Below are 20,213 nucleotides of genomic sequence, written 5' to 3' on the forward strand. Positions count from 1 at the left end.
GGACAAATACACCGCGACCCGCGTACACGTCCGCGGCCACAGCGACGGCTTCCGAGCCTCCGGCGACGACATCGTCATCACCGACTCCTACGTCCACCTCTGTTCCAACCCCAAAGACCACTCCGACGGCATCCAGACCTACCACACCGGAAAAGGCCTGGTCTTCGACCACAACACCGTCGACCAACGCGACGCCAAGGACGTCACCGCCCCCATCTTCCTCGTCGACAAGCAGATCGTGGACGCCTCCGTCACCGACAACCTCGTGATGGGCGGCACCTACAGCATCCAACTGAAGAACGCACGCGGAGAACTGGTCGTGCGCGACAACAAACTGGTCGACAAATCCTGGATCTACGGACCGGTCGAGGCCGACTGCAAGGCCATCGACTGGGCCGGAAACTCACTGGTGACGATCGACCGGAACTACCGGATCACCTCCACCGTCGGCCCGCTGAGGTGTGACGGCTGAGGCGTCTCGAAACACGCTGACAGGGGGCGCGGGCGGTCAGGGCACGGCCTGACCGCCCGCGTCGCGATCCGCACCGGTCGGATCCCCGGCACCGGGGGCGCCCGAGGACGCGCCGGGTTCGCGCGGACGAGAGGCGGCCGGCTCGGTGGCGGCGCGCAGCAGCGCCCCCGCGGCACCGATCAGCAGGAACGACAGGCCGGTGGCCGTGGCGAAGGCCATCAGGTCGAAGGTGGCCGCCCCGATCAGCGGGACCACCATGCAGGCGGCGAGGGTGAGACCGAGGTCGCGGGTGCCGGGATCGGTGCTCAGGTGCCGGGCCCGGAGCCCCGCGTAGAACGCGCAGGCGAACATGCCGACGATCGCCCCGACGCCGATCAGGCCGGTCTCCACCGTGGACAGGATGTACTGGTTATCGAATACCTGGTGTTTCGGGGCGTACCAGGTGCCCGCTCCACGTCCCAGCCACAGATGCTTGGCGATCTCGTGGGCGGCGACCTCGTAGTCGTGCGTGCGGTAGCGGATGCTGTCGTCGTTCCCGAAGTTCGCGAACAGGCCGTAGAACGTGCCGAGCAGTCCCGGAACCATGATCCTCATCAGGACCAGGAACCCGAAGACGACCCCCAGCGCCTGCAACCGCCGCCGGGCGGGCCAGCCGAGGAACAGGACGACGGCGACACCGACCAGCCCGAGCACCGCGGATCGGGAGACCGAGAACATCAGGCCCATCCCGATCAGCCCCGAGCACACCCACCAGCGCAGAGCGGGCTCGGAGCGCTCGCGGGCCTGGAATCCGTAGTGGACGGCGATCGGCAGGAGCATCGCGCACACGACGCCGAACTCGATGGGATGGCCGGTCGTCGCCGCGACCCGCCGGAAGTCGGATCTCAGGGTGATGAATCCGTCTTCCGCGGTGTAACGGAGCCCGGGAAACTCCATGTAGCGGGTGAGGTCCAGATCGAGCAGGAACTGGCAGGCCCCGATCACCGCGATGATCGCCCCGGCCACCACGACGGTCTGGAGCACGAAGTCCAGGCGGGCGGTGCCGCGGACCCCGTCACAGACCAGGAGCGCGAGGCCGGCGTTCGCCACCAGCAGGATCAGGGCGTGATCGGCGAGGTTGAGCTCGTCGGAGGGCATGTATCCGAAAGTGGCGTAGCCGAAGGTGGCCACCATCGCGGTCAGGAAGACCAGCAGTGCGGTGCGCACCGGATTTCGGCCCTTCGCCATCCCCAGTGTGAGGGTGAGGTGCGCGCACAGGCACAGGAAGGTGGCGGCGAGGGCGACGAGGCTGGCCGGCGTGATCGACAGCGGCAGCCCCCGGAACACCATGCGGGCCGGGACGACCAGCAGGGCCACGGCGAAGACGCAGGCCAGGGTCGCGGCGTCGGCGCGCCGTCGCGTTGGCAGGGCGGGCCGGTCCGCCATCGGGTCAGTGCCTCACAGCCGGGTCGGCGGGCAGCCGGCCGTTGAGCGCCGCCGCCACCCGGGTGTGCTCCGGGGTACCGGGTGGACGCCGGAGCCGCCGCCTGTGCAGGAAGCTCTCGGCCATGAACGTGGCACACAGACTCGCCATGACGCCCACGCCCGCCGCCGCGGCGACCGCGCGCAGCTTCCGCCCTCGCTGGGCCAGCGGGGTGGTCGGCGGCACCGCCTCGTAGGTGGTGATGTAGGTCGCCGAGGGAGCCCGCACCGCCTTCTGCCGGAGATCCAGCTCCGTCTTCGCCCGTGCGATGACCCGCCGCACGATGTCCTGCGCGGCCGCCGCCGAGTGCCCCTCTCCCTCGATGAACAGGAACGGTCCAGTGGCGAGCGACTCCAGGTTGCTGCCCCCGTTGGTGACCTTGAAGGTGACCTCTCCACCGTCCCGCACGCCGATCTCCGCCGCCATCTCCGGCGTCCCCATCGCCGCGATGAGAATCGAGGCGGAGATGCTCAGCCCGTGGTCGAAGTTGAGCATGGGGTTGGTCAGGCCGTTGGGGATGTCCGGGTTGGTCGGCAGGCTTCCGCCGGTGGTCGGCGTGGTCAGGATGAGCACCGCGCTTGAGACGTAGGTCGTCGGGACCGTGGAGTAGAGGCCCGCGGCGGCGGCGACGGACAGCGCGAAGACCGGCAGGAAAACGTACCAGCGCCGGAACACGACGAGGACCGTCCCCCAGAAGTCCATGCGCTTCCTCTCCCGAACCGGGCGACCGTGCGGCAGCCCGCCAATGGTCATCGCCCGGACCGAAGCAGGGTGTTACTCGAAACGAGCTGGAAGATATGCGGAATGCACACCGTAACGAATTAGTTAATGTGACGATACTGCTTGTGGGTGATTCGTGACCATCGATGCCACAGGACTGGGGTTCATCGTCCATGACCGAGCTGGCCGTCATCACTCCGACCTACGGGCCCGACGCGGAACTTTTCGCTGATCTGCACCGGTCGGTGCTGAAACACACCTCGGACGAGACGGTGCACCATGTGATCATCTCTCCGGTTTGTACGAGCGTTTTCGCCAAGTTCGCCGGTCCTCGTTGTCGCATCTGGACGTACAACGAGCTTCTTCCGAAATACTACATACGTCTGGCCCCTTATTCCCTGTGGGTTAATTCCCGTAGACCGTGGCCCCCGGTCAGGGGCTGGGTCATGCAGCAGACGCTCAAGATCGCGCTCTCCGCTCGGCTCGATGTGGACGTCGTGTTGATCGCCGACTCCGACGTGGTGCTCGTCCGCCCGACGAGCCCGGCGAGCTTCACCGTCGACGGGCGGCTCTGCCTGCACCGGGAGGAGAAGGGGGTGACCCCCGACATGGAGCGGCACGTCATGTGGCACCAGGTCTCCCGCGAGTTGCTCGGTCTTCCTCCCGCCCCGCCGCCCCCGCTGACCGACTACGTGACGGCCATGAACTTCTGGGTTCCCGCCACCGTCCGGGCCATGCAGCGACGGATGACCGAGACCACCGGCCGGCACTGGCTGGACGCGTTCAACTCCCGGCTGCACATCTCGGAGTTCATGCTCTACGGGGTTTTCGTCGACGAGGTTCTGAGCGGGACCACGGAGCCTCCGCCCTCCAACACCACCATCTGCCACAAGAACTGGCAACGGACGCCACTGGACCACGAGGGAGCCGTCGCGTTCGCCGATCGGCTCGGCCCCGAGGCGGTGGCGATGATGATCTCGGCGAAGTCCCAGACGCCGTGGGACGTACGGCAGGCGGCCATCAGGCGATGCGCCGAGATCACCGGTTGACCGTCTCGGTCTCCCACACCCCGTCCGCGCGCTTCGGGTGATCGGCAGGGTCGGTGGGCCGTCCGCTCCCGCGCACCTGGATCAGGCCGTACGCGATGGCGATACCGATCACGAACACCAGGAACAGTGCCCCGCCCGCGGCCGTCACCTTCGCCGAGAGCTTGGCCTCGGGGGTGGTGGAGGGCACCACGTCGATGACCGAGATGAAGGTGGACCGTGGGGCCCTGAGCTCGTCCTGGCGGGTGGCCAACTCCTTCCGGACGCGTTCCTTGGCCTTGGCCACCACGTCCCGGGCGGTGGCGGCGGAGGTGCTTTCGACCTCCACGTAGACGAACGGGCCGTTCGTGCTGATGCCCAGCAGGTTCGGATTCGTACGGCCGTCGTTGATGGTGATCTTGGTGCTGCCGTCCTCCGCCACCCCCAGCTCGGCCGCGATCTCCGGGGTGTTCAGCGACAGGATCAGAATGCCCGCCGTGACCCGGAGACCGTCGCTGAACTGCAGTAGCGGATTGGTCAGTCCGAGCGGCCTGGTGGATTCGGTCGGGAGCGTTCCACCGGTGACGGGGGTGGCCAGCACCATCGACGCGCTCGAAACGTACGAGGTGGGCATCAGGAAGAAGACCAGAACGGCCACGACGAGCGCGGACAGGACCAGGGGAGGACCGACGGTTCCGCGTCTGACGAGACCGAATATGGCTTTCCAGAAGTCCATATTTTTCCGCCCCTTGTTCGCGACGGGGCATCGCCGATCCCCGAGACAGCACGGTTACGAATCGGGAAGTACATGCTTCCCGTTACATCGGCCGGAAACAGAATCAGGCCGTTCGGCATTTCCTCATTTGATGTTACGTCTGGCGACCATACAACGATAGACCCGTCGATAGGCCGAAAAGGGCGACTGAGTGAGTCCGACATCGGCCCGAGATGGGAGTTGATCAGGTGAAATCACCTGAAAAGGACGGGCAGGATAATCCCATCGATAATCCGGAGCGACCGCCCGGGGAGCGCGGCAGGCTGGCGGGGCTGGACGGGATCCGCGGCATCGCGGCCCTGTTCGTCGTGGTGCACCACTGCTGGCTGATGTCCTTTCCCGGGTATCCGGCCAACACCGGTCCGAGCTGGCTCGGCTGGCTGCTCTACGGACACTTCGCGGTGGTCGTGTTCATCGTCCTGTCGGGCTTCTCCCTGGCCGTCTCTCCCGCGCGTTCGGGATGGCGGCTCGGCGGCGTGCGCCGGTTCGCCCAGCGCCGTGCCTGGCGCATCCTGCCGCCCTACTGGGCCGCCCTGACGTTCAGCCTGGTGGTCGCGTGGACCCTGGTCGCCCAGCCGGGAGAGGGACCGCCCACGGCCACATCGGTGGTCGTGTACGGCCTGCTGCTCCAGGACGTCTTCGGTGCGCCCAGTCCCAACGGGGCCTTCTGGTCCATCGCCATCGAGGCCCAGCTCTACCTGGCCTTTCCGCTGCTGTTGCTGATCCTGCGCAGGGCGGGCGCGGCGGTGATGGCCGGGCTCGTCACCGCGGTCGTGGTGGCGATCGGACTGCTCGCGCCCAGCGTGCCCGCGGTGGACATGCTGATGCGGCTGACTCCCCAGTTCGCGGTGCTCTTCGCCCTGGGCGTGGTCGCCGCAGGTGTCGTCGGCGCGGGTGAACGGGCACGACGGCTGCCCTGGCACTGGCTCGCGCCGCTCGCCGCGGCCCCGGTGCTGGCGGTGATCGTCGCGCGGGGCTCGGTCTGGACGGTGGCGCACTACTTCTGGATCGACATCGCGCTCGGCCCCGCGGTGGCCCTGCTGCTCGCGGCGGTGGCCACCGGCCGGCCGGCGCTCCTGGTCCGGCTGCTGGACCTGCGCCCGATCCGGGCTCTGGGCTCCTTCTCCTACACGCTGTACCTGATCCACGCCCCGATCGTGGTGGCCGTCCACCAGCTGGTCGTCACCCCTCGCGTGCCCGCCGGCCTTCCGGCGTTCCTGGTCGCCCTGGCGCTGGCCATACCGGTGACCCTGCTGGTGGCCCGGTTGTTCGCGGCGGTCTTCGAGCTGCCCTTCCAGCGCCATCGCAGCCGGGCCGCCCTGCTCGCGGCGGCCCGGGCCAGGCTGTCACGGGATCTCACCGCGGCCGGGTGAGTGCCTCGGCCTCGTACTCCAGCGCCAGCTCCTCCGGCATCGGATCGAGGTCCGCACAGCGTACGAAGTCACGCAGGGTGGTTCCGGTGCACGCGGCGTCCACGTTCACCGCGCCCCGGCGCGCACGCACGTCGTCGATGTTCACCGACCGGAAGTCGATGCTGAAGCGGGTCCGGCCCGAGGTGTTGGGGACCGTGGAGTGCAGTTGGGCACCGGAGAAGAGCAGCACTCCACCGGGCTCGGGCACCACCCGCACCTGCGGGTCGAGCTCGATCGGCTCCTCGGGCCTGGGCTGCTCCCTGCTGTCGGTGCGCACGTGCTGGGCCGCGGTGAGCCTGCTGGTCCGGTTCCACTCGGCGTAGTCGTACCGGGCACTGCCGTTGCGCACCGGGTGGTCGAAGTATCGGGGGTGGAAGGCCATCACGTTCTCCGGCACCACCGGGTAGATCGGGATCCACCAGTTGAGCTGGTTGAACGGCGCGGAGTACCAGCAGTCGCGATGGGGGTGGAAGGCGTAGGAGATGCCGGAGGTGAGGTAGTCGTCAGAGGTGGAGGTCCGCAGCCGGGGGACGTCGAAGTAGGTCCGGTCGAGCGGGCAGCCGAGTTCCTCAAGGACGGCTGGCAGCAGCTTCTTGCACTCGGCATGGTGGATGAACCGCGGCTTGAGATCGGCGAGCAGGGCGGCGAACTCCTCGACCGGCAGGTCGAACTGAGCGGTCTCGGGATCACGGCCCCCGAACGCCTCGGCGATCAGCTCGCGGGCGAGGTCGACGAGCCGGCCGGAGGAGGGCGTCGCGGAGTAGACGAACACCTCACCCCCGTAGAGCAGGCCCCTGCGGGTCTCGTCGTCCACGACGCTGTTGGAGAAGACGGTGGTCATTGGCGAGCGGTCTCCCATCTGTACGGTGTCGATCCTGAGCGGTGTCCTTCGAGGCGGTCAGCTTCCCGCCGAGGGGCGCCCCGGGGTACGGCCGACGAGATCGCCTGCCAGCCGCACGAGCTTGCGACCGCGGTGGGACACGGTCCGCCGCTGGCGGCGCGCGTACATCCGGTGCGCGGCGGTGCGGGCGCGGCGGCGCTGGTCCGCGGTGAGGTCGCCCTCGCGCAGCAGGCGCAGGAGTTCCAGATACTGCAGGGTCGAGGAGAAGTACGCCTGCCAGCCGGGCACGCCCAGGCGCCGGCCGACCAGACCGATGCGTTCCGGCCGCCAGTTGCGGTGGGCGAGCACCTCGGGGACGTGACCCCACGGTCCGGCCAGCGCGAGCTTCGCGGCGAACACCTCGTCCTCACGGAGCATGTTGCGCCGGGGGATGTCCACCACGGGAACACGCCGCATCAGGCCGTACAGCGGGTCGATCAGCAGATGGCTCTCGTTGAGCATCCGCAGCATCTCGCCGAAGCGCTCGACCGGATCGTCGGAACGCAGTCCCGTGCCGTCGTAGGAGGCACTCGCGGTCACCCCGTCGGGGCCGGTGTAGGCCACCCCCGTGGTGACCAGGACGAGCCGTTCGTCCTCGGCGAAGGCCCGCAGGGAGCGGGACAGACAGCCGGGATCCAGCCGGTCGTCGTCACCGACCCAGCGGAAGAACGTCCCCCGGGCGAGCCGGCCCACCCGGATGAAGTTGTTGAGCAGCCCGATGTTCTCCGGGTTCCGGTGGTAGGTGATCCGGCTGTCGGACGCCGCCAGGTCGCGACAGTACTCCTCGGTCTCGTCCGTGGAGGCGTTGTCGGAGATCACCAGCTGGATGTTCTCGTGGTCCTGCGCCAGCACCGACCGGACCACGCCCCCGAGCCTCGCGGCACCGTTGCGCACCGGCAGTCCGACGGACACCAGCGTGTCGGTTCCCACCATTTTGCTTCCTTTGTGTCTGGGTCGGTTCTCTCATCGACATCAGCGAGTCGATATCAGCGCGGGCGTGCGGGGATCAGCCCGGTCACCCGTCCGCCCAGTTGCCTGAGCACCGCCCTCGGCACGACGACGAGGACGAAGACGAGCAGCCCGGCACCGCCCGCCACACACAGCTCGACGAACGGGAACCCGTCGGTCAGCCGGGCCAGCGACGCCATGACGACCGCCGCGAGCGCACCGCCGAGCAACGGGCGTACCAGTGAGGAGGCCACGGGTCGCAACTCCACCCCGGCCCGGTGCAGGGCCAGCGTCGCCAGCGGCAGCGCGACCAGGAGGGCGACCGTCGCGTGGCCGATCGCCGCGCCGCGAATGCCGTCCAGCCGGGCGCCGGCCGTCAGCGCCGGCAGCAGTACCGCGACCCAGCTCAGGTTGAGCCAGACGGTGGCCCTGGTGGCACCGAGGGCGGCCAGGATGTCGGTCGTCAGGGCGGTCAGCATCCGCACGGCCATCACGACGGCCAGAAAACGCAGTACCTCGGCGGAGGGCGCCCAGCGCTCGCCGTACAGGAAGACCACCATGGCGGGGGCGAGCGTCCCCATCGTCACGGCGACCGGCAGCACGATGGAGACCAGCAGCGGAACCGCCCGCTGCACGCCGAGCGAGAGCGCCTTCGGATCCTCCTCGGCCAGCCGCGAGAAGCCGGGCAGCGCGACGTAGCGGACGGCGGTGCCGATCAGGCCGGGCACCCAGCTGGAGATGTTGAGCGCGAGCAGGTAGAAGCCGAGCAACGTGGCCCCCAGGGCGTCACCGACGATGACGGAGTCGGCGTTCAGCAGCACGCCCTCGATGCCGAGGCTCGCGCACAGCGGGAGTCCGAAGATCAGCAGTCGTCTGGCGACCGCGCGGTCGAGGCGGAGGCGGATCCGCAGCCTGGCGAACGCGACCACCAGCACCCCGGTGACCGAGGCGCCCGCGAGCTGGCCCCAGGCGAAGCTGAAGGCCCCGGCGCCATTGAGGGCGAGCGTGATGGAGATCGCGGCGTTCACCAGGAATCCCACCAGGTTGGCCTTGGTGAGCCTGTCCTGCTCGAACCTGCGCAGCAGCGCCGCACTGCGTACGGCGGTGAGGCCGTAGACGAGGTTGGTGGCGCCGAGCACCCGGATGACCCAGGTGGCCTCCGCGCTCCCGGACAGCTCCGCGAAGAACGGAGCGATCACCCAGAAGGCCCCGTACAGGGCGGTGCTGGACACGATGGCCACGACCGTCGCGGTGGGCGCCATGTCCTCAAGCCTGCCCCGCCACTGCACCGTCGCCGCGATGACGCCCGCGTCGTTGATGTGGATGACGAACTGGCTGGCCGCCAGCGCGATGGCGAAGACGCCGAAGTCCTCCGGGACCAGCAGGCGGGCGAGGACCAGGCTCACCACGAACGAGCCGGCCTTGATCACCAGGTTGCCCACCAGGCTCCAGCGCAGCCCGCGACCGGCCTGCTCGCCGATCGCCCCGACCCGCGCGGCGGTCTCTCCCGAGTCGCCGGAACCGCCCCCCGCGGCGGTCTCTCCCGGGTCACCGGGACCGCCGTCCGTCGCCGCCGGTTCCCCATCCTGCCTCTGTTCCACCTGTCGCCTCTCAGCACCTGCTTACCGAACCGGGTCCAGCACCTCGGCGTGCGCCGGACCGCTAGGCCGGCTCCTCGATCCGCTCCAGCCAGATCTCCCGCCAGAAGGGGACGAACTCCCGGGGACAGCCGACGCTGTACGCGCCCGCGCAGACGACACCCTCCAAGATGATGCAGGGGCTCTTCATCTGGAGCATCCGGCCGGTCTTCTCGTCGAGACATCGATCGACCCTGGAGAGCACCCGGGCCGTCTGCCCGCAGTAGCGCGACATCTCCTCCTCGAACCCCATGCCACGGTTGAGCAGGTCCCGGTTGAGGGTCTTGACGATCTCCCGCTTGGACTTGATCCGGACGAGCTCTCCCGGCCGGAGGTCGAGCGTGGCGGTCGGCGTCCCGCCGACGGCCGTACCTCGGACGAAGCCCCACTTGAGGCCGCCCCTGATCCGCAGCCACCGTGGCAGCACCCGTCCGCTGCGGTCCTGAAAGCGGTTGAACAACCCGACGAGAACCGCGCGGAGCATGAAGACCGGGCCCGCGTTACCGGTCCGCACGTCGGCGACGTACTGCCCGACGTCCTTGAACGGCAGGCAGGTGGGCGCGGCGCGGAGCAGTTCGGTCGCCTGGCAGGAGAAGCGCTCCTCCCCGCCAGGCCCCGGCTCCTTCCTGGTCGCGGCCTGCAGGATCGGCAGCAGGGGCCGGCCCGCGGCGAGATCGTGCTCGGTGACCGGAGTGCGGGGGGAGTCCGGATCCACCCGCTTGAGCCAGGACTCCTTCCAGTAGAACTGGCAGGCCGTCTGGCAGCCGCCGTGCGCCTGCCCGTCGCAGCGGGCCCCGGTCAGGTGCACCGCCCGCTCCATCCGCCGCATGCCGCTGCGGCTGATCGTGTCGCAGAGCTTGTGCGCCACCTTGTGCACGGTGAGCCTCCGCCCGCAGAAGGCCAGCATCTCCGGCATGAAGGGCAGCGCGTCCAGCTCTCCCCGCTCGTCCAGGGTGGCCATGATCTCGGCCTCGCTGAGCACCTCCACCGTCTCGCCGACCCGGAGGTTGAGCGTTCCAGGACCCATGCCGGCCCGTTGCAGTGTCATTTCCCGTACTCCTTGAGCAGTCCCGCGCCGCACAGTGCCCGTGCCGCGTCGGCCACCGCGGCGAAGGGCAGATCGGATCGTTCCGCGACGTCCAGGAGGCTGTGCTCCCCGTCGGAGAGGTTCAGCACCCACAGCATCGCCAGCTGGGCCTCCTGCGTGTCGCTGCGCCCGCCCAGTGACCCGTACAGGCCACGCCTGCCCAGCTGCGGCTCTCCGTAGGGGCTGAGGTTGAGATAGGAGCGGTTGCCGTCAAGCACCCGGGTGACCTCCCAGCAGGTCTCCAGGGTGTCGGCCATCGCCGCCGGGGAGACGAAATCCGGATTGTCGGCGGAGGTGTGATATTCCGGGTAGCCCGCGTAGGGGGTCCTGGTGAGCGAGCCGACGGGCAGGTCGAAGCCCGGCGAGCAGAACTGCCGCTCGTCGTAGCCGTAGGGGGAGAAGTCCACGACCGCGTGGTCGCGCCCCGACGTCCGCAGGACGTGCCGCACGGCGCGGTCGATCTCGGCGTCGCCCCGCCTGCTGCGCTTGTAGGTCAGCGGGCCGCGATCCCCCGCGCAGGCCAGCACCAGGCCGTGCCTGATCCGCCCCGCGCGTTCCCGGTTGCGCGCCAGCCAGGTGATCGCGCCGATGGTGCCGGGAGCGAACAGGAAGCGGTAGGTGTACCACGGGTCGGCCTCGGCCAGCCGCCGCGCGAGCCCGACCGCCACGGCGACGCCCGCCAGGTTGTCGTTGGCCAGCGACGGATGGCACACGTGGCAGGAGACGAGCACCTCCTCATCGACCCTGCCCGGCACCACGTGCTCGCCGTAGGTCAGGTGACCGTCGGCGAGGGTGGAGTCGATCATGACCTCGTACCGCCCGTCGGCCAGGCCCTCGAGGGTGTCGTGGGCCAGGCAGAACCCCCACGTCTCCGCGTAGTAGCCGGTCCGGTACGGGATCAGCCCCGGCTGCTCGGGCAGCGTGTGCAGGTGGGGCCGGAGCTCGTCCAGGGTCATGGTGGCCGACACCGGGACGCTGTAGCCGACCACGTGCAGGTTCGACGCGGCGAAGTCGACGACCCTGGCACCGGAGGCGTCCTTGACGTAGGCGTCGCGGATGTTCCACTCCCTGGGCACCGTCCAGTCCAGCACCTGGGTCCCCGTCGGCACCTCGTGGAGGTGCAGGCCGATGGACTCCGCGACGATCTCCAGGGTGCGGCGCACGCCGTCGCCGGTGATGCTCCGGCAGAGCGGATAGAGCCGCTCCACCAGGGCGTGCATCCCGCGCCCCTCGCCGTCATCGGTCATCGTGCACCGCCCCCGCCACTCGGCGCGGGCGCAGCGCGCCGTCGACGGTGCCCGCCTCGCGCCGGGCGGACAGCCAGGCCAGCCTGGTGAAGCGGCGCTGGAAGTCGTCCGCCGTCAGGCCGAACCGCCGGTACGCCTCGACCAGTTGGAGTGCGCCCGCCTTGATCGTCCACAGCGCCTGGTAGCCGGGGAGCGCGGCGCGGATGCGGGAGAAGTCGACCCGGTAGGAGCGCGGGTCGGCTCCGGTCTCCCCGGTGATCACGACCCGGGCCTCCGGCACCGCCTCGGCGACCTCGGCGGCGATCTGGGCCACCGTCAGGTTGTTCTCCTCGGTGCCGACGTTGAACGCCCTGGCGTGGACGGCGTCGCGCGGGGCGGCCAGCGCCATGGCGAAGGCGCTCGCGATGTCGGCGGCGTGCACCAGCGGGCGCCACGGGGTGCCGTCGGACAGCACCCTGACCTCCCCGGACAGCAGCGCGTGTCCGGCGAGGTTGTTCAGCACGATGTCCGCGCGCAGCCTGGGCGAGAGCCCGAAGGCGGTGGCGTTGCGCAGGAACACCGGGCTGAAGTCCCCGTCGGCCAGCTTGAACAGGTCGCTCTCGACCCGGACCTTGGAGTCGGCGTAGGGGGTCACCGGGCGCAGCGGCGCGTCCTCGTCGACCAGGTCATCGCCCGAGGCGCCGTAGACCGAGCAGGTGGAGGCGTACAGGAACCGGCGCACGCCCGCGTCCCGGGCCAGCCTCGCCAGGCGCACCGCGGCGCGGTGGTTGATGTCGTAGGTCAGCTCGGGTGCCAGCGCGCCCAGCGGGTCGTTGGAGAGCGCGGCGAGGTGCACCACCGCGTCCACCCCCGCCAGCAGGTCGGGGGTGACGTCCCGCAGGTCGACCGCGTGTCCCGGCGGGTCACCGGGCGCGGGACCCAGCAGGCATCCGGCAAAAAGCCCGGAGTCGAGCCCGGTCACCTCGTGGCCCGCGGCGACGAGCACCGGGGCCATCACACTCCCCAGGTAGCCCTGGTGCCCGGTCAGCAGCACGCGCATCCGGTTCAACCTCCAGACAGGTCAAGGGTCAGCTTGTTGACGTGGAACGCCTCGGCGTAGCGGGCGTGGCATTCGATCCCGCGGACGCGGGCCAGCCCGAGGAACGCCTCGCGGTCGTACCAGGGGCGGTGGCGCTGCGAGGGGTAGTGGCGCTGGAGCAGGCTCACCTTCGCCTCGGCCACCTCGGGCGCGAGCGGCTGGTAGACCGAGGGGCGCCCGAGGTCGCCGTCCCATTTGGCGATCTCGTAGCCGAGCACCTGGTGGTCGCGGAAGGCCGTGGGCACCAGCTCGGCCAGCGTCCGGTGGTCCTGGTGGGCGTCGGCCGGGTGCGGCGCGAACAGCAGACCGGGGTCGGTGCGCACGCGCAGCTCCTCCACCGCCTCCTTGGCCTCCTCCCAACGCGCGGGCAGCCGCCCGTCGGGCAGTTTGAGTACGGTGAGCCGCAGGTCGGCGCCGGGGCAGAAGGCGGTCAGCGCCGCCTGCTCCTCGTCCTGACGCTCGGTCCCGCCGCCGGAGAGCACCAGGGCGTCCACCCGGATACCGGGACGCGCCGCGCAGAGGGTCAGCAGGCTGCCGCCCGCCCCGATGGCGAGGTCGTCGCAGTGCGCGGCGAGCAGCGCGATCCGGCCCGCCTGGGCCGGTCTGAAGCGGATCACGTGGTCGGCACCGCCAGGTGCTCGCGCTCCCAGAGCGCCCAGGGCCGGTCACCGCGCGAGTACGCCTCGTCGAGGGCGACCCGCTCCTTGACCGTGTCCGTCGGCCGCCAGTAGCCGCGGTGCGGGTAGGCCAGCAGCCTGCCGCGCTTGGCCAGCTCGGCACAGCCGTCCGCGACCAGGTCGCCGCCCGCCGGGATGTGGTCGAAGATCTCCTGACGGAGCACGAAGTAGCCGCCGTTGACCCAGAGCGGCATCTCGCTGACCGGGGTGATCCCACCGACCGTGCCGCGCTCGCCCAGCTCGATGCAGTGGAAGGTGTCCGAGGGCGGCACCACCATCATCGACGCGCCCGCGCCCGAGATGGTGAAGCGGTCGACGATCTCCGGCAGCGGCGCGTCGGTGAGCACGTCCGCGTAGTTGGCCAGGAACATCTCCTCGCCGTCCAGGTGGTCGCGGACCCGGCGCAGCCGCTCGCCGATCGGGGAGGCGATCCCGGTCTGCACGAACGAGATCGACCAGTCGGAGATGTCGGTGGACAGCAGCTCGACCCGGCCGCCGCGCAGCACGAAGTCGTTGGAGGTCGTCTCCTGGTAGTTCAGGAAGAAGTCCTTGATGTGGTGCGCGCCGTAGCCGAGGCAGAGGATGAACTCGGTGTGCCCGAAGTGCGCGTAGTAGCGCATCACATGCCAGATGAGCGGCCGAGGCCCCACCAGCTGCATGGGCTTGGGCGCGTCACCGGGGGTGCCGGTGCGCATCCTGGTGCCGTATCCGCCGCAGAAGAGGACGACCTTCACGGGTTCACCTCGACGATCTCCAGGTTGGGGATGGGGAAGACCAGCCGGCCTCCCCAGGCGTGTACGAAGGACAGCTGCTCGACGAGTTCCTCGCGGAGGTTCCACGGCAGGACCAGCACGTAGTCGGGCCGTTCCTCGGCGAGCCGCTCGGGCGGCAGGATCGGCACGCGGGTGCCGGGGGTGAACCTGCCGTGTTTGTACGGATTGCGGTCGACGGTGAAGGGGAGCAGGTCGGGCCGGATCCCGCAATGGTTGAGCAGGGTGTTGCCCTTGCCGGGCGCCCCGTAGCCGACGACGGTCCGGCCCTGGCGGGCCGCGTCGAGGAGAAAGGTCAGCAGGTCCCTGCGCACCCGCGCCACCCGCTCGCCGAACTCGGTGTACCCCGACAGCTCGTGCAGGCCCGCGGCCTTCTCCGCCGCGAGCAGCGCGGCCACCCGCTCGCCCGGCTCGCCCGCGATCTCCGCCGGCCGGGCCCACAGCCGGATCGAGCCGCCGTGCGTGGGCAGCGACTCGACGTCCACCAGGCGGAGGCCGCCGCTCGCCAGGGCGCTCCGCGCGGAGGCGACCGTGTAGTACTGGAAGTGCTCGTGATAGATCGTGTCGTACTGGTTGTGCTCCATCAGGGTGAGCAGGTGCTGAACCTCGATGGAGACCCAGCCGTCGTCGGCCACCAGGGCGCGCAGTCCCCGGGTGAACCCGATGACGTCCGGGATGTGGGCGTAGACGTTGTTGGCCACCACCAGGTCGGCCGGCCCGTGCTCCGCGCGTACCGAGGCGCCGGTCCGCTCGTCGAGGAAGGCCGTGTGAGTCGGCACCCCGGCGTCCCTGGCCGCCCGGCCGACGTTCTCGGAAGGCTCGACGCCCAGGCATCGGATGCCCCGTTCGACGACGTGCCGCAGCAGGTATCCGTCGTTGCTGGCCACCTCGACCACGAACGAGTCACTCCCCAGCCCGAGCCGGTCGACCGCCCCGCTCACGAACTCCCGCGCGTGCTTCACCCACGAGGTCGAGTACGAGGAGAAGTAGGCGTACTCGGTGAAGGTCTCCTCGGGCGTGATCATCGGCGGGATCTGCGCCAGCCAGCAGCCGGTGCAGACCCGCAGGTGCAGCGGGTAGGTGACCTCCGGCTCCGCCAGCTGCCGTTCGGTGAGGAATCGTTCGCAGGGCGGTGTCGCCCCGAGGTCGACGACGCTGGCGAGGCTCGTCGAGCCGCACAGCCTGCAGGTTGTCATGAGCTGATCTGCACCTTGCTGTGATCGCCCAGCACGAGGCGGTGGGCTCTGGGGGTGTTGGGGGCGGGGGTGACCTCGACGTCGTGGCCGATGAGGGACGCCTCGATCCGCGAGACTCCGGCGATCGAGGACCTGGGCAGGACGATCGAGTACTCGATCTCGCTGCCGCTGATCGCGCAGCCTGTCGCGATCGAGGTGAAGGGGCCGATGTAGCTGTCGCGGACCCGGGCTCCGGAGCCGATGATCGCCGGTCCGACGATGCGGGACCTCTCGATCTCGGCGCCGGCCTCGACGACCACCCGGCCGATCAGCTGGCTGGCACCGTCGACCAGGCCGTCCACCCGGGGTTCCAGGGACTCCAGCACCAGCCGGTTGACCTCCAGCATGTCCGTGACGTTCCCGGTGTCCTTCCAGTAGCCGGAGATGACCGTGGAAGCGACCGGCCGCCCGTCGGCGATCAGCCAGTGGATGGCGTCGGTGATCTCCAGCTCGCCCCGCCCAGAGGGCTTGAGCTCGGCCACCGCCTCGTGGATCGCGGCGCTGAACAGGTAGACGCCGACCAGCGCGAGATCGCTCTTGGGCACCGGCGGCTTCTCCTCAAGCCCGATCACCCGGCCCGCCTCGTCAAGCTCGGCGACCCCGAACTGCCGGGGGTCGCCGACCCTGGTGAGCATGATGTGGGCGGCGGGCCGCTCGCGGACGAAACCTTCGACGACCCCGTTGATGCCGCCGACGATGAAGTTGTCGCCGAGGTACATGACGAAGTCGTCGTCACCGAGGTAGTCGCGGGCGATGAGCACCGCGTGGGCCAGGCCCAGCGGCGCCCGCTGGCGGATGTAGGTCACCTCCAGGCCGAGCGCGCGGCCGTCGCCGACGGCCGCCTCGATCTCGGCGTGCGTGTCGCCCACCACGATCCCGATCTCGCGGATGCCCGCCGCCGCGATGGCCTCAAGGCCGTAGAAGAGCACGGGCTTGTTGGCGACCGGTACGAGCTGTTTGGCCGAGGTGTGGGTGATCGGCCGCAGCCGGGTGCCCGCCCCTCCGGCGAGCACGAGTGCTTTCACTAGTAGGCCCCTTCTCCGCCGATCACGGCGCTCCAGGTCTTCCAGAGGATCTGCAGGTCCAGGAAGAGCGACCAGTTCTCCACGTAGCGGAGGTCCAGCCGGACCGACTCCTCCCAGGTCAGGTCCGAACGCCCGCTGACCTGCCACAGGCCGGTCATGCCGGGGTGGACGACCAGGCGGCGGCGCACGTCGGCGCCGTACTGCCTGACCTCGGCGGGCAGCGGCGGCCGCGGGCCGACGAGGGACATCTCACCGCGCAGCACGTTGAGCAGCTGTGGCAGTTCGTCGATGGAGTACCGGCGCAGGAAGGCGCCCACCCGGGTGATCCTTGGATCGTTCCTAATTTTGAACAAGACTCCGTCGAACTCGTTTTCGCAGGCCAAGTCGATCTTGAGCCGCTCCGCGTCGACGACCATCGTGCGGAACTTCACCACCTGGAACTCCACCCCGCCCTTGCCCACCCTGACCTGGCGGAAGAGCGCGGGCCCCGGACTCGTCGCGCGGATCAGCGCGGCGATCACCAGCATGGGCACGCCCAGCACCAGGAGGGCCAGGCCCGCCCCCAACCGGTCGAACAGGCTCTTCGCCAGCCTCCTGGCACCGCGGAAGTCAGGGTGTTCGACGTGCAGGAGCGGCATGCCCGCGACCGGGCTGATGCTGATGCGCGGGCCGGCCACGTCCATCAGCGCGGGTGCCACGAACAGGTCGGTACGGGCGTCCTCCAGACCCCAGGCGAGCCTGCGCAGCGCCGCGCCGTCCAACTCCGGGCAGGCCAGCACGGCGACGGCGTCGGCGTTGACCTCGGCCACCACCGCGGCGACGTCGGAGAAGCCGCCGAGGACCGGAATCCCGTCGACCTCGACCAGGTCGGGGCCCGCGGGCAGGCACGCGGCGACGACGAGCATGCCGTGGTGCGGCTGCCCGCGCAGCTGTATCACCAGGTCGAGCACCGACTCCCGGTGGCCGACGGCGACCACCTGGCGCATGTGGTCACCGCGGATGCGCCTGCGGTGGAGCCGCTTGCGCATCCGGTGGCGGAAGACGGCGTTGAGGATGAAGGCCAGCGGGAACATCGCCATGACGAAGCTGCGGGCGATCGGCGTCTGGGTGACGTAGGCCCCGATCGCGACGGTGGCCGTCAGCCCCGCGGCGCCGTTGAAAACCGTCCGGAACTCATCCGTTCCCTCACCGTAGGTGCGCTTGCGGTAGGCGCCCCCCGCGGCCAGGGCCAGTGGCCACACCAGCGCGAGCCCCAGCCCGAGCAGCGCCTCCGTCTCGGGGATGAAAGCACCGAACCAGAGTCGAATTCCAAGAACGACCCCGCAGGAGATCACCGAACACGCGACATCTCCGACCAGGAGAATACGGATATAAGGGCGTGTCCAAATACTCGGAGAAGTGCGCGCTGGACTCTTAAGGAGCCCGATGACGAGCTCCTCAGTTCCCACTCTCATACCACCCCACCCAAGATGCCCCGACTCGTCCGGATAAGGTGCCACGCATCTTATTTCAATAGTTGACAGCATTCCCTAATGCATCAGGAGCGTGGATACCCATGGAAATCCTAGTGATCACCATTGGGCAGGGGAATACCGGCCACTGTCCACTATTGGCCGAAGTATAAGGAGATAGCATCTTGACGGAGCGGATCAAACGTGTTCCTTTGACCGCTGATATTTGTCAATAATGTGAAATTAGTCGTATTCAAAATCCGGAAGAGCGGAAGGTGGTTCTGGACTGCGCCATACGACGACGTAATCGTCGCGCGCGGCCTCCACCGCCGCACCGAGCCGATCGAGATCGAAGTCCGGGAGATACCGGAGACGGGCGAGGAAGGTCGCGTCGGTCGCCGACCTGGGCACCACGCACCCCTGGCCCTCTCGATCAAGAAGGATGTACAGGATGTCCGAGTCCGTATCGCCCACTACCCGCACCTCGACGACGTCCTCCCACGCGAGGGCGTCAACGCTGCCGTCCGCGTAGTGACGGGTCACGCCTTCTTCGGTGACATATACGTAGGAGTCCGGCACTGAGTTGCCGTGCATGGGCGCGATTGTGACCACTCCGGGGCTCCGCGTGCAATAGAGCCGTGCAAGTCAGTGCCTAATGATCGCCCCAGCCGTGATCGAGATGCGCGGCGACCGCCTCCCTGGCGGCCTCCGCGGGACCGCTGCCGATCGCGTCGAGCAGGTTCCGGTGCTCGGCGACCAGTACGTGCCGGTCGGAGTAGACGGCGCGCAGCCTCACCAGGCCGAGCCGGGTCTCGACGGCCAGCATGCCGTAGAGCCGCTCCAGCCGGGGGCTGCCCACCGCGACGACCAGCGCCTGGTGCAGCGCCATGTGCTCGGCCACCATGTCCGACCAGGGGGCGTCCGCGGGCAGCGCGGCCATCCGCGCCAGTGCCGCGTCCGCCTCCCCGACCCGCCGACCGGCCAGCGAGGTGGCCGTCAGTTCCTCAAGCGGGCGTCGGACGAACATCAGGTCGTCCAGGTCGGCCACGGTCACCTCGGCCACCTGGGCGCTGCGGTGCCGCTCGCGCCTGAGCAGCCCCTCGTGCACGAGCACGGCGAGCGCCTCGCGGACCGTCGGGCGGGCCACCCCGTACAGGGCCGAGAGCTCCTGTTCCGGCAGCGTGGTGCCCGGGTCGATCTCGCCGGACAGCACCCGCCGGCGCAGGGCGTCGGCGAGCGCGCCGACGGCGGAGACGGGATGGAGCGGGAGGGTCACGCCGACGACCCTATTGCCCTTCCGTCCCGGCCTGCCGGAGGGACGCGCTCGGGCAGGGAGACCGCCACCAGGCCGGCGCCGAGCAACAGCAGGCCGGTGACCGCGGCGGCCCCGAGCCGCTCGCCGAGCACGACGACACCGAGCAGTGTCGCCACCGCGGGCTCGGCCAGCGCGAGGGTGGCGGCGGTCGCGACCGGGGTGGTGCGCAGCCCCCTTCCGTACAGCAGGTAGGCCAGCGCGGTGGTGGCACAGCCCAGATAGAGGGCGGTGAGCAGGCCGCGCGGCTCGGCGAGCCAACCGGTGCCGGTCCACAGCAGGACGGGCACCATGATGACCGCCGCACCACCGAACATCAGCCCCATCACCGCGTCGGAGGGCGCCCCCGCACTGATCGTCCGCGCGGCGGTGACCGCGTAGAACGCGTACAGCAGGCCGCCGAGCAGCGCTAACAGGACCCCGTCGGCCCGCACCTCGCCTCCCCCTCCGGTGAGTACGGCGCAGCCGGCGATCGCCGCCGCGGTCGCCGTCGCCCAGCGGCGGCTGGGCCGCACGCGGTCGAGCAGCCAGGACAGCAGCCCGGTGAAGACGGGGCCGCTGCCGATGGCGACCACCGTGCCGACGGCCACCCCGGTCCTGCTGACCGCGGCGAAGAAGCACAGCTGGTACGCCGCCACGGCCAGCGCGGCCGCCGCGAGCGGGCCCCGGGGGAGACCCGGGAGCCGCGCGGGACCGGTGACGGCCGCGAGGACCAGGCCACCGATCACCAGGCGTGCGGCGGCCATGGAGACGGGATCGACCCCGGCGACGAGCAGGCCCGCGGTTCCCGCGGTCCCCCAGAGCACGGCGGCTCCGATCACGGCAAGTTTCACGGGCCGATTGTAAGCATATTGTCTGACAACCAGACAATGCCATTCCGGCGGACGGCCGGGAAGACACGCCGCCGTCCCGTTTTCCAGGGCACGCGCGCGGGTAGTTCGGCGGGGTGAGATGTCCGATAAGCAGTACGAAACAGCAGCTCAGGGCGGTCGATGATGAG

Annotated in this window: 20 protein-coding genes; 3 read left to right on the forward strand and 17 right to left on the reverse strand. The window is 69.7% G+C overall.

Features of this window, described 5'->3' with window-relative positions:
* The coding region (locus IG98_RS52165) for a hypothetical protein (RefSeq protein ID WP_037972495.1) at window positions 1–472 on the forward strand (472 nt) is incomplete at its 5' end.
* Window positions 473–508: 36 nt separating this feature from the next.
* On the opposite strand, the gene IG98_RS0139170 is transcribed toward IG98_RS52165, so the two are convergent.
* Together IG98_RS0139170 and IG98_RS0139175 are read right to left on the reverse strand one after the other, a co-directional pair.
* Window positions 509–1,897, reverse strand: coding sequence for an O-antigen ligase family protein (locus IG98_RS0139170; RefSeq protein ID WP_051753507.1), 1,389 nt, complete (start codon window positions 1,895–1,897; stop codon window positions 509–511).
* Window positions 1,898–1,901: 4 nt separating this feature from the next.
* A complete protein-coding gene (locus IG98_RS0139175) occupies window positions 1,902–2,636 on the reverse strand; it encodes a hypothetical protein (RefSeq protein ID WP_030924607.1) in 735 nt (244 codons plus the stop codon).
* Between the two features lie 191 nt (window positions 2,637–2,827).
* Between IG98_RS0139175 and IG98_RS0139180 the strand changes: the two genes are divergently transcribed.
* Window positions 2,828–3,703, forward strand: coding sequence for a DUF6492 family protein (locus tag IG98_RS0139180; protein WP_030924610.1), 876 nt, complete (start codon window positions 2,828–2,830; stop codon window positions 3,701–3,703).
* Here the strand turns inward: IG98_RS0139180 and IG98_RS0139185 are convergent.
* Window positions 3,693–4,415, reverse strand: coding sequence for a hypothetical protein (locus IG98_RS0139185; protein ID WP_030924615.1), 723 nt, complete (start codon window positions 4,413–4,415; stop codon window positions 3,693–3,695). The two genes, IG98_RS0139180 and IG98_RS0139185, sit on opposite strands and share 11 nt — an antisense overlap.
* Before the next feature lie 227 nt (window positions 4,416–4,642).
* Here IG98_RS0139185 and IG98_RS0139190 point away from each other — a divergent pair, with 227 nt between their 5' ends.
* Window positions 4,643–5,827: an acyltransferase family protein gene (locus IG98_RS0139190; protein ID WP_030924618.1), complete on the forward strand. Its 1,185-nt coding sequence runs from the start codon at window positions 4,643–4,645 to the stop codon at window positions 5,825–5,827.
* Here the strand turns inward: IG98_RS0139190 and IG98_RS0139195 are convergent.
* From IG98_RS0139195 to IG98_RS0139260, 14 genes are all read right to left on the reverse strand, one after another.
* Window positions 5,811–6,707 (reverse strand): phytanoyl-CoA dioxygenase family protein, encoded by an 897-nt coding sequence (locus tag IG98_RS0139195; RefSeq protein WP_030924621.1) that lies wholly within the window; start codon window positions 6,705–6,707, stop codon window positions 5,811–5,813. The two genes, IG98_RS0139190 and IG98_RS0139195, sit on opposite strands and share 17 nt — an antisense overlap.
* A 57-nt stretch (window positions 6,708–6,764) precedes the next feature.
* Window positions 6,765–7,679 carry a glycosyltransferase family 2 protein gene (locus IG98_RS0139200; protein ID WP_030924624.1) on the reverse strand — a complete coding sequence of 305 codons (915 nt, stop codon included), beginning with the start codon at window positions 7,677–7,679 and terminating at the stop codon, window positions 6,765–6,767.
* Between the two features lie 53 nt (window positions 7,680–7,732).
* Window positions 7,733–9,295: an oligosaccharide flippase family protein gene (locus IG98_RS0139205; RefSeq protein WP_084195984.1), complete on the reverse strand. Its 1,563-nt coding sequence runs from the start codon at window positions 9,293–9,295 to the stop codon at window positions 7,733–7,735.
* Between the two features lie 61 nt (window positions 9,296–9,356).
* Window positions 9,357–10,379, reverse strand: a complete 1,023-nt coding sequence (locus IG98_RS0139210) for a hypothetical protein (RefSeq protein ID WP_051753508.1) — start codon at window positions 10,377–10,379, stop codon at window positions 9,357–9,359.
* Window positions 10,376–11,665 carry a DUF4910 domain-containing protein gene (locus IG98_RS0139215; RefSeq protein WP_030924629.1) on the reverse strand — a complete coding sequence of 430 codons (1,290 nt, stop codon included), beginning with the start codon at window positions 11,663–11,665 and terminating at the stop codon, window positions 10,376–10,378. The genes IG98_RS0139210 and IG98_RS0139215 overlap by 4 nt, the downstream gene beginning before the upstream one ends.
* Window positions 11,655–12,704 carry an NAD-dependent epimerase/dehydratase family protein gene (locus IG98_RS0139220; RefSeq protein ID WP_030924631.1) on the reverse strand — a complete coding sequence of 350 codons (1,050 nt, stop codon included), beginning with the start codon at window positions 12,702–12,704 and terminating at the stop codon, window positions 11,655–11,657. The genes IG98_RS0139215 and IG98_RS0139220 overlap by 11 nt, the downstream gene beginning before the upstream one ends.
* Before the next feature lie 5 nt (window positions 12,705–12,709).
* Window positions 12,710–13,360, reverse strand: coding sequence for a PIG-L deacetylase family protein (locus IG98_RS0139225; protein WP_030924632.1), 651 nt, complete (start codon window positions 13,358–13,360; stop codon window positions 12,710–12,712).
* Window positions 13,357–14,154 carry a sugar phosphate nucleotidyltransferase gene (locus IG98_RS0139230; protein ID WP_030924634.1) on the reverse strand — a complete coding sequence of 266 codons (798 nt, stop codon included), beginning with the start codon at window positions 14,152–14,154 and terminating at the stop codon, window positions 13,357–13,359. Before IG98_RS0139230 ends, IG98_RS0139225 begins: the two co-directional genes overlap by 4 nt.
* Entirely contained in the window at window positions 14,151–15,386 is a 1,236-nt protein-coding gene (locus tag IG98_RS0139235) for a class I SAM-dependent methyltransferase (RefSeq protein WP_030924635.1), read from the reverse strand. Before IG98_RS0139235 ends, IG98_RS0139230 begins: the two co-directional genes overlap by 4 nt.
* Window positions 15,383–16,450 (reverse strand): glucose-1-phosphate thymidylyltransferase, encoded by a 1,068-nt coding sequence (locus IG98_RS0139240; protein WP_030924638.1) that lies wholly within the window; start codon window positions 16,448–16,450, stop codon window positions 15,383–15,385. The genes IG98_RS0139235 and IG98_RS0139240 overlap by 4 nt, the downstream gene beginning before the upstream one ends.
* The gene (locus IG98_RS0139245) at window positions 16,450–17,784 is read right to left on the reverse strand and encodes a sugar transferase (RefSeq protein WP_245651905.1); all 1,335 of its coding nucleotides are present in this window, start codon (window positions 17,782–17,784) and stop codon (window positions 16,450–16,452) included. The genes IG98_RS0139240 and IG98_RS0139245 overlap by 1 nt, the downstream gene beginning before the upstream one ends.
* A 360-nt stretch (window positions 17,785–18,144) precedes the next feature.
* Complete coding sequence (locus IG98_RS0139250) at window positions 18,145–18,495, reverse strand: hypothetical protein (RefSeq protein WP_030924644.1); 351 nt, start codon at window positions 18,493–18,495, stop codon at window positions 18,145–18,147.
* 58 nt (window positions 18,496–18,553) lie between these two features.
* Window positions 18,554–19,177, reverse strand: coding sequence for a GntR family transcriptional regulator (locus tag IG98_RS0139255; RefSeq protein WP_030924646.1), 624 nt, complete (start codon window positions 19,175–19,177; stop codon window positions 18,554–18,556).
* Window positions 19,174–20,046, reverse strand: a complete 873-nt coding sequence (locus IG98_RS0139260) for a DMT family transporter (RefSeq protein WP_030924649.1) — start codon at window positions 20,044–20,046, stop codon at window positions 19,174–19,176. The genes IG98_RS0139255 and IG98_RS0139260 overlap by 4 nt, the downstream gene beginning before the upstream one ends.
* Window positions 20,047–20,213 lie beyond the last annotated feature (167 nt).

Source organism: Streptosporangium amethystogenes, assembly GCF_000721075.1.
GTDB lineage: Bacteria > Actinomycetota > Actinomycetes > Streptosporangiales > Streptosporangiaceae > Streptosporangium > Streptosporangium amethystogenes.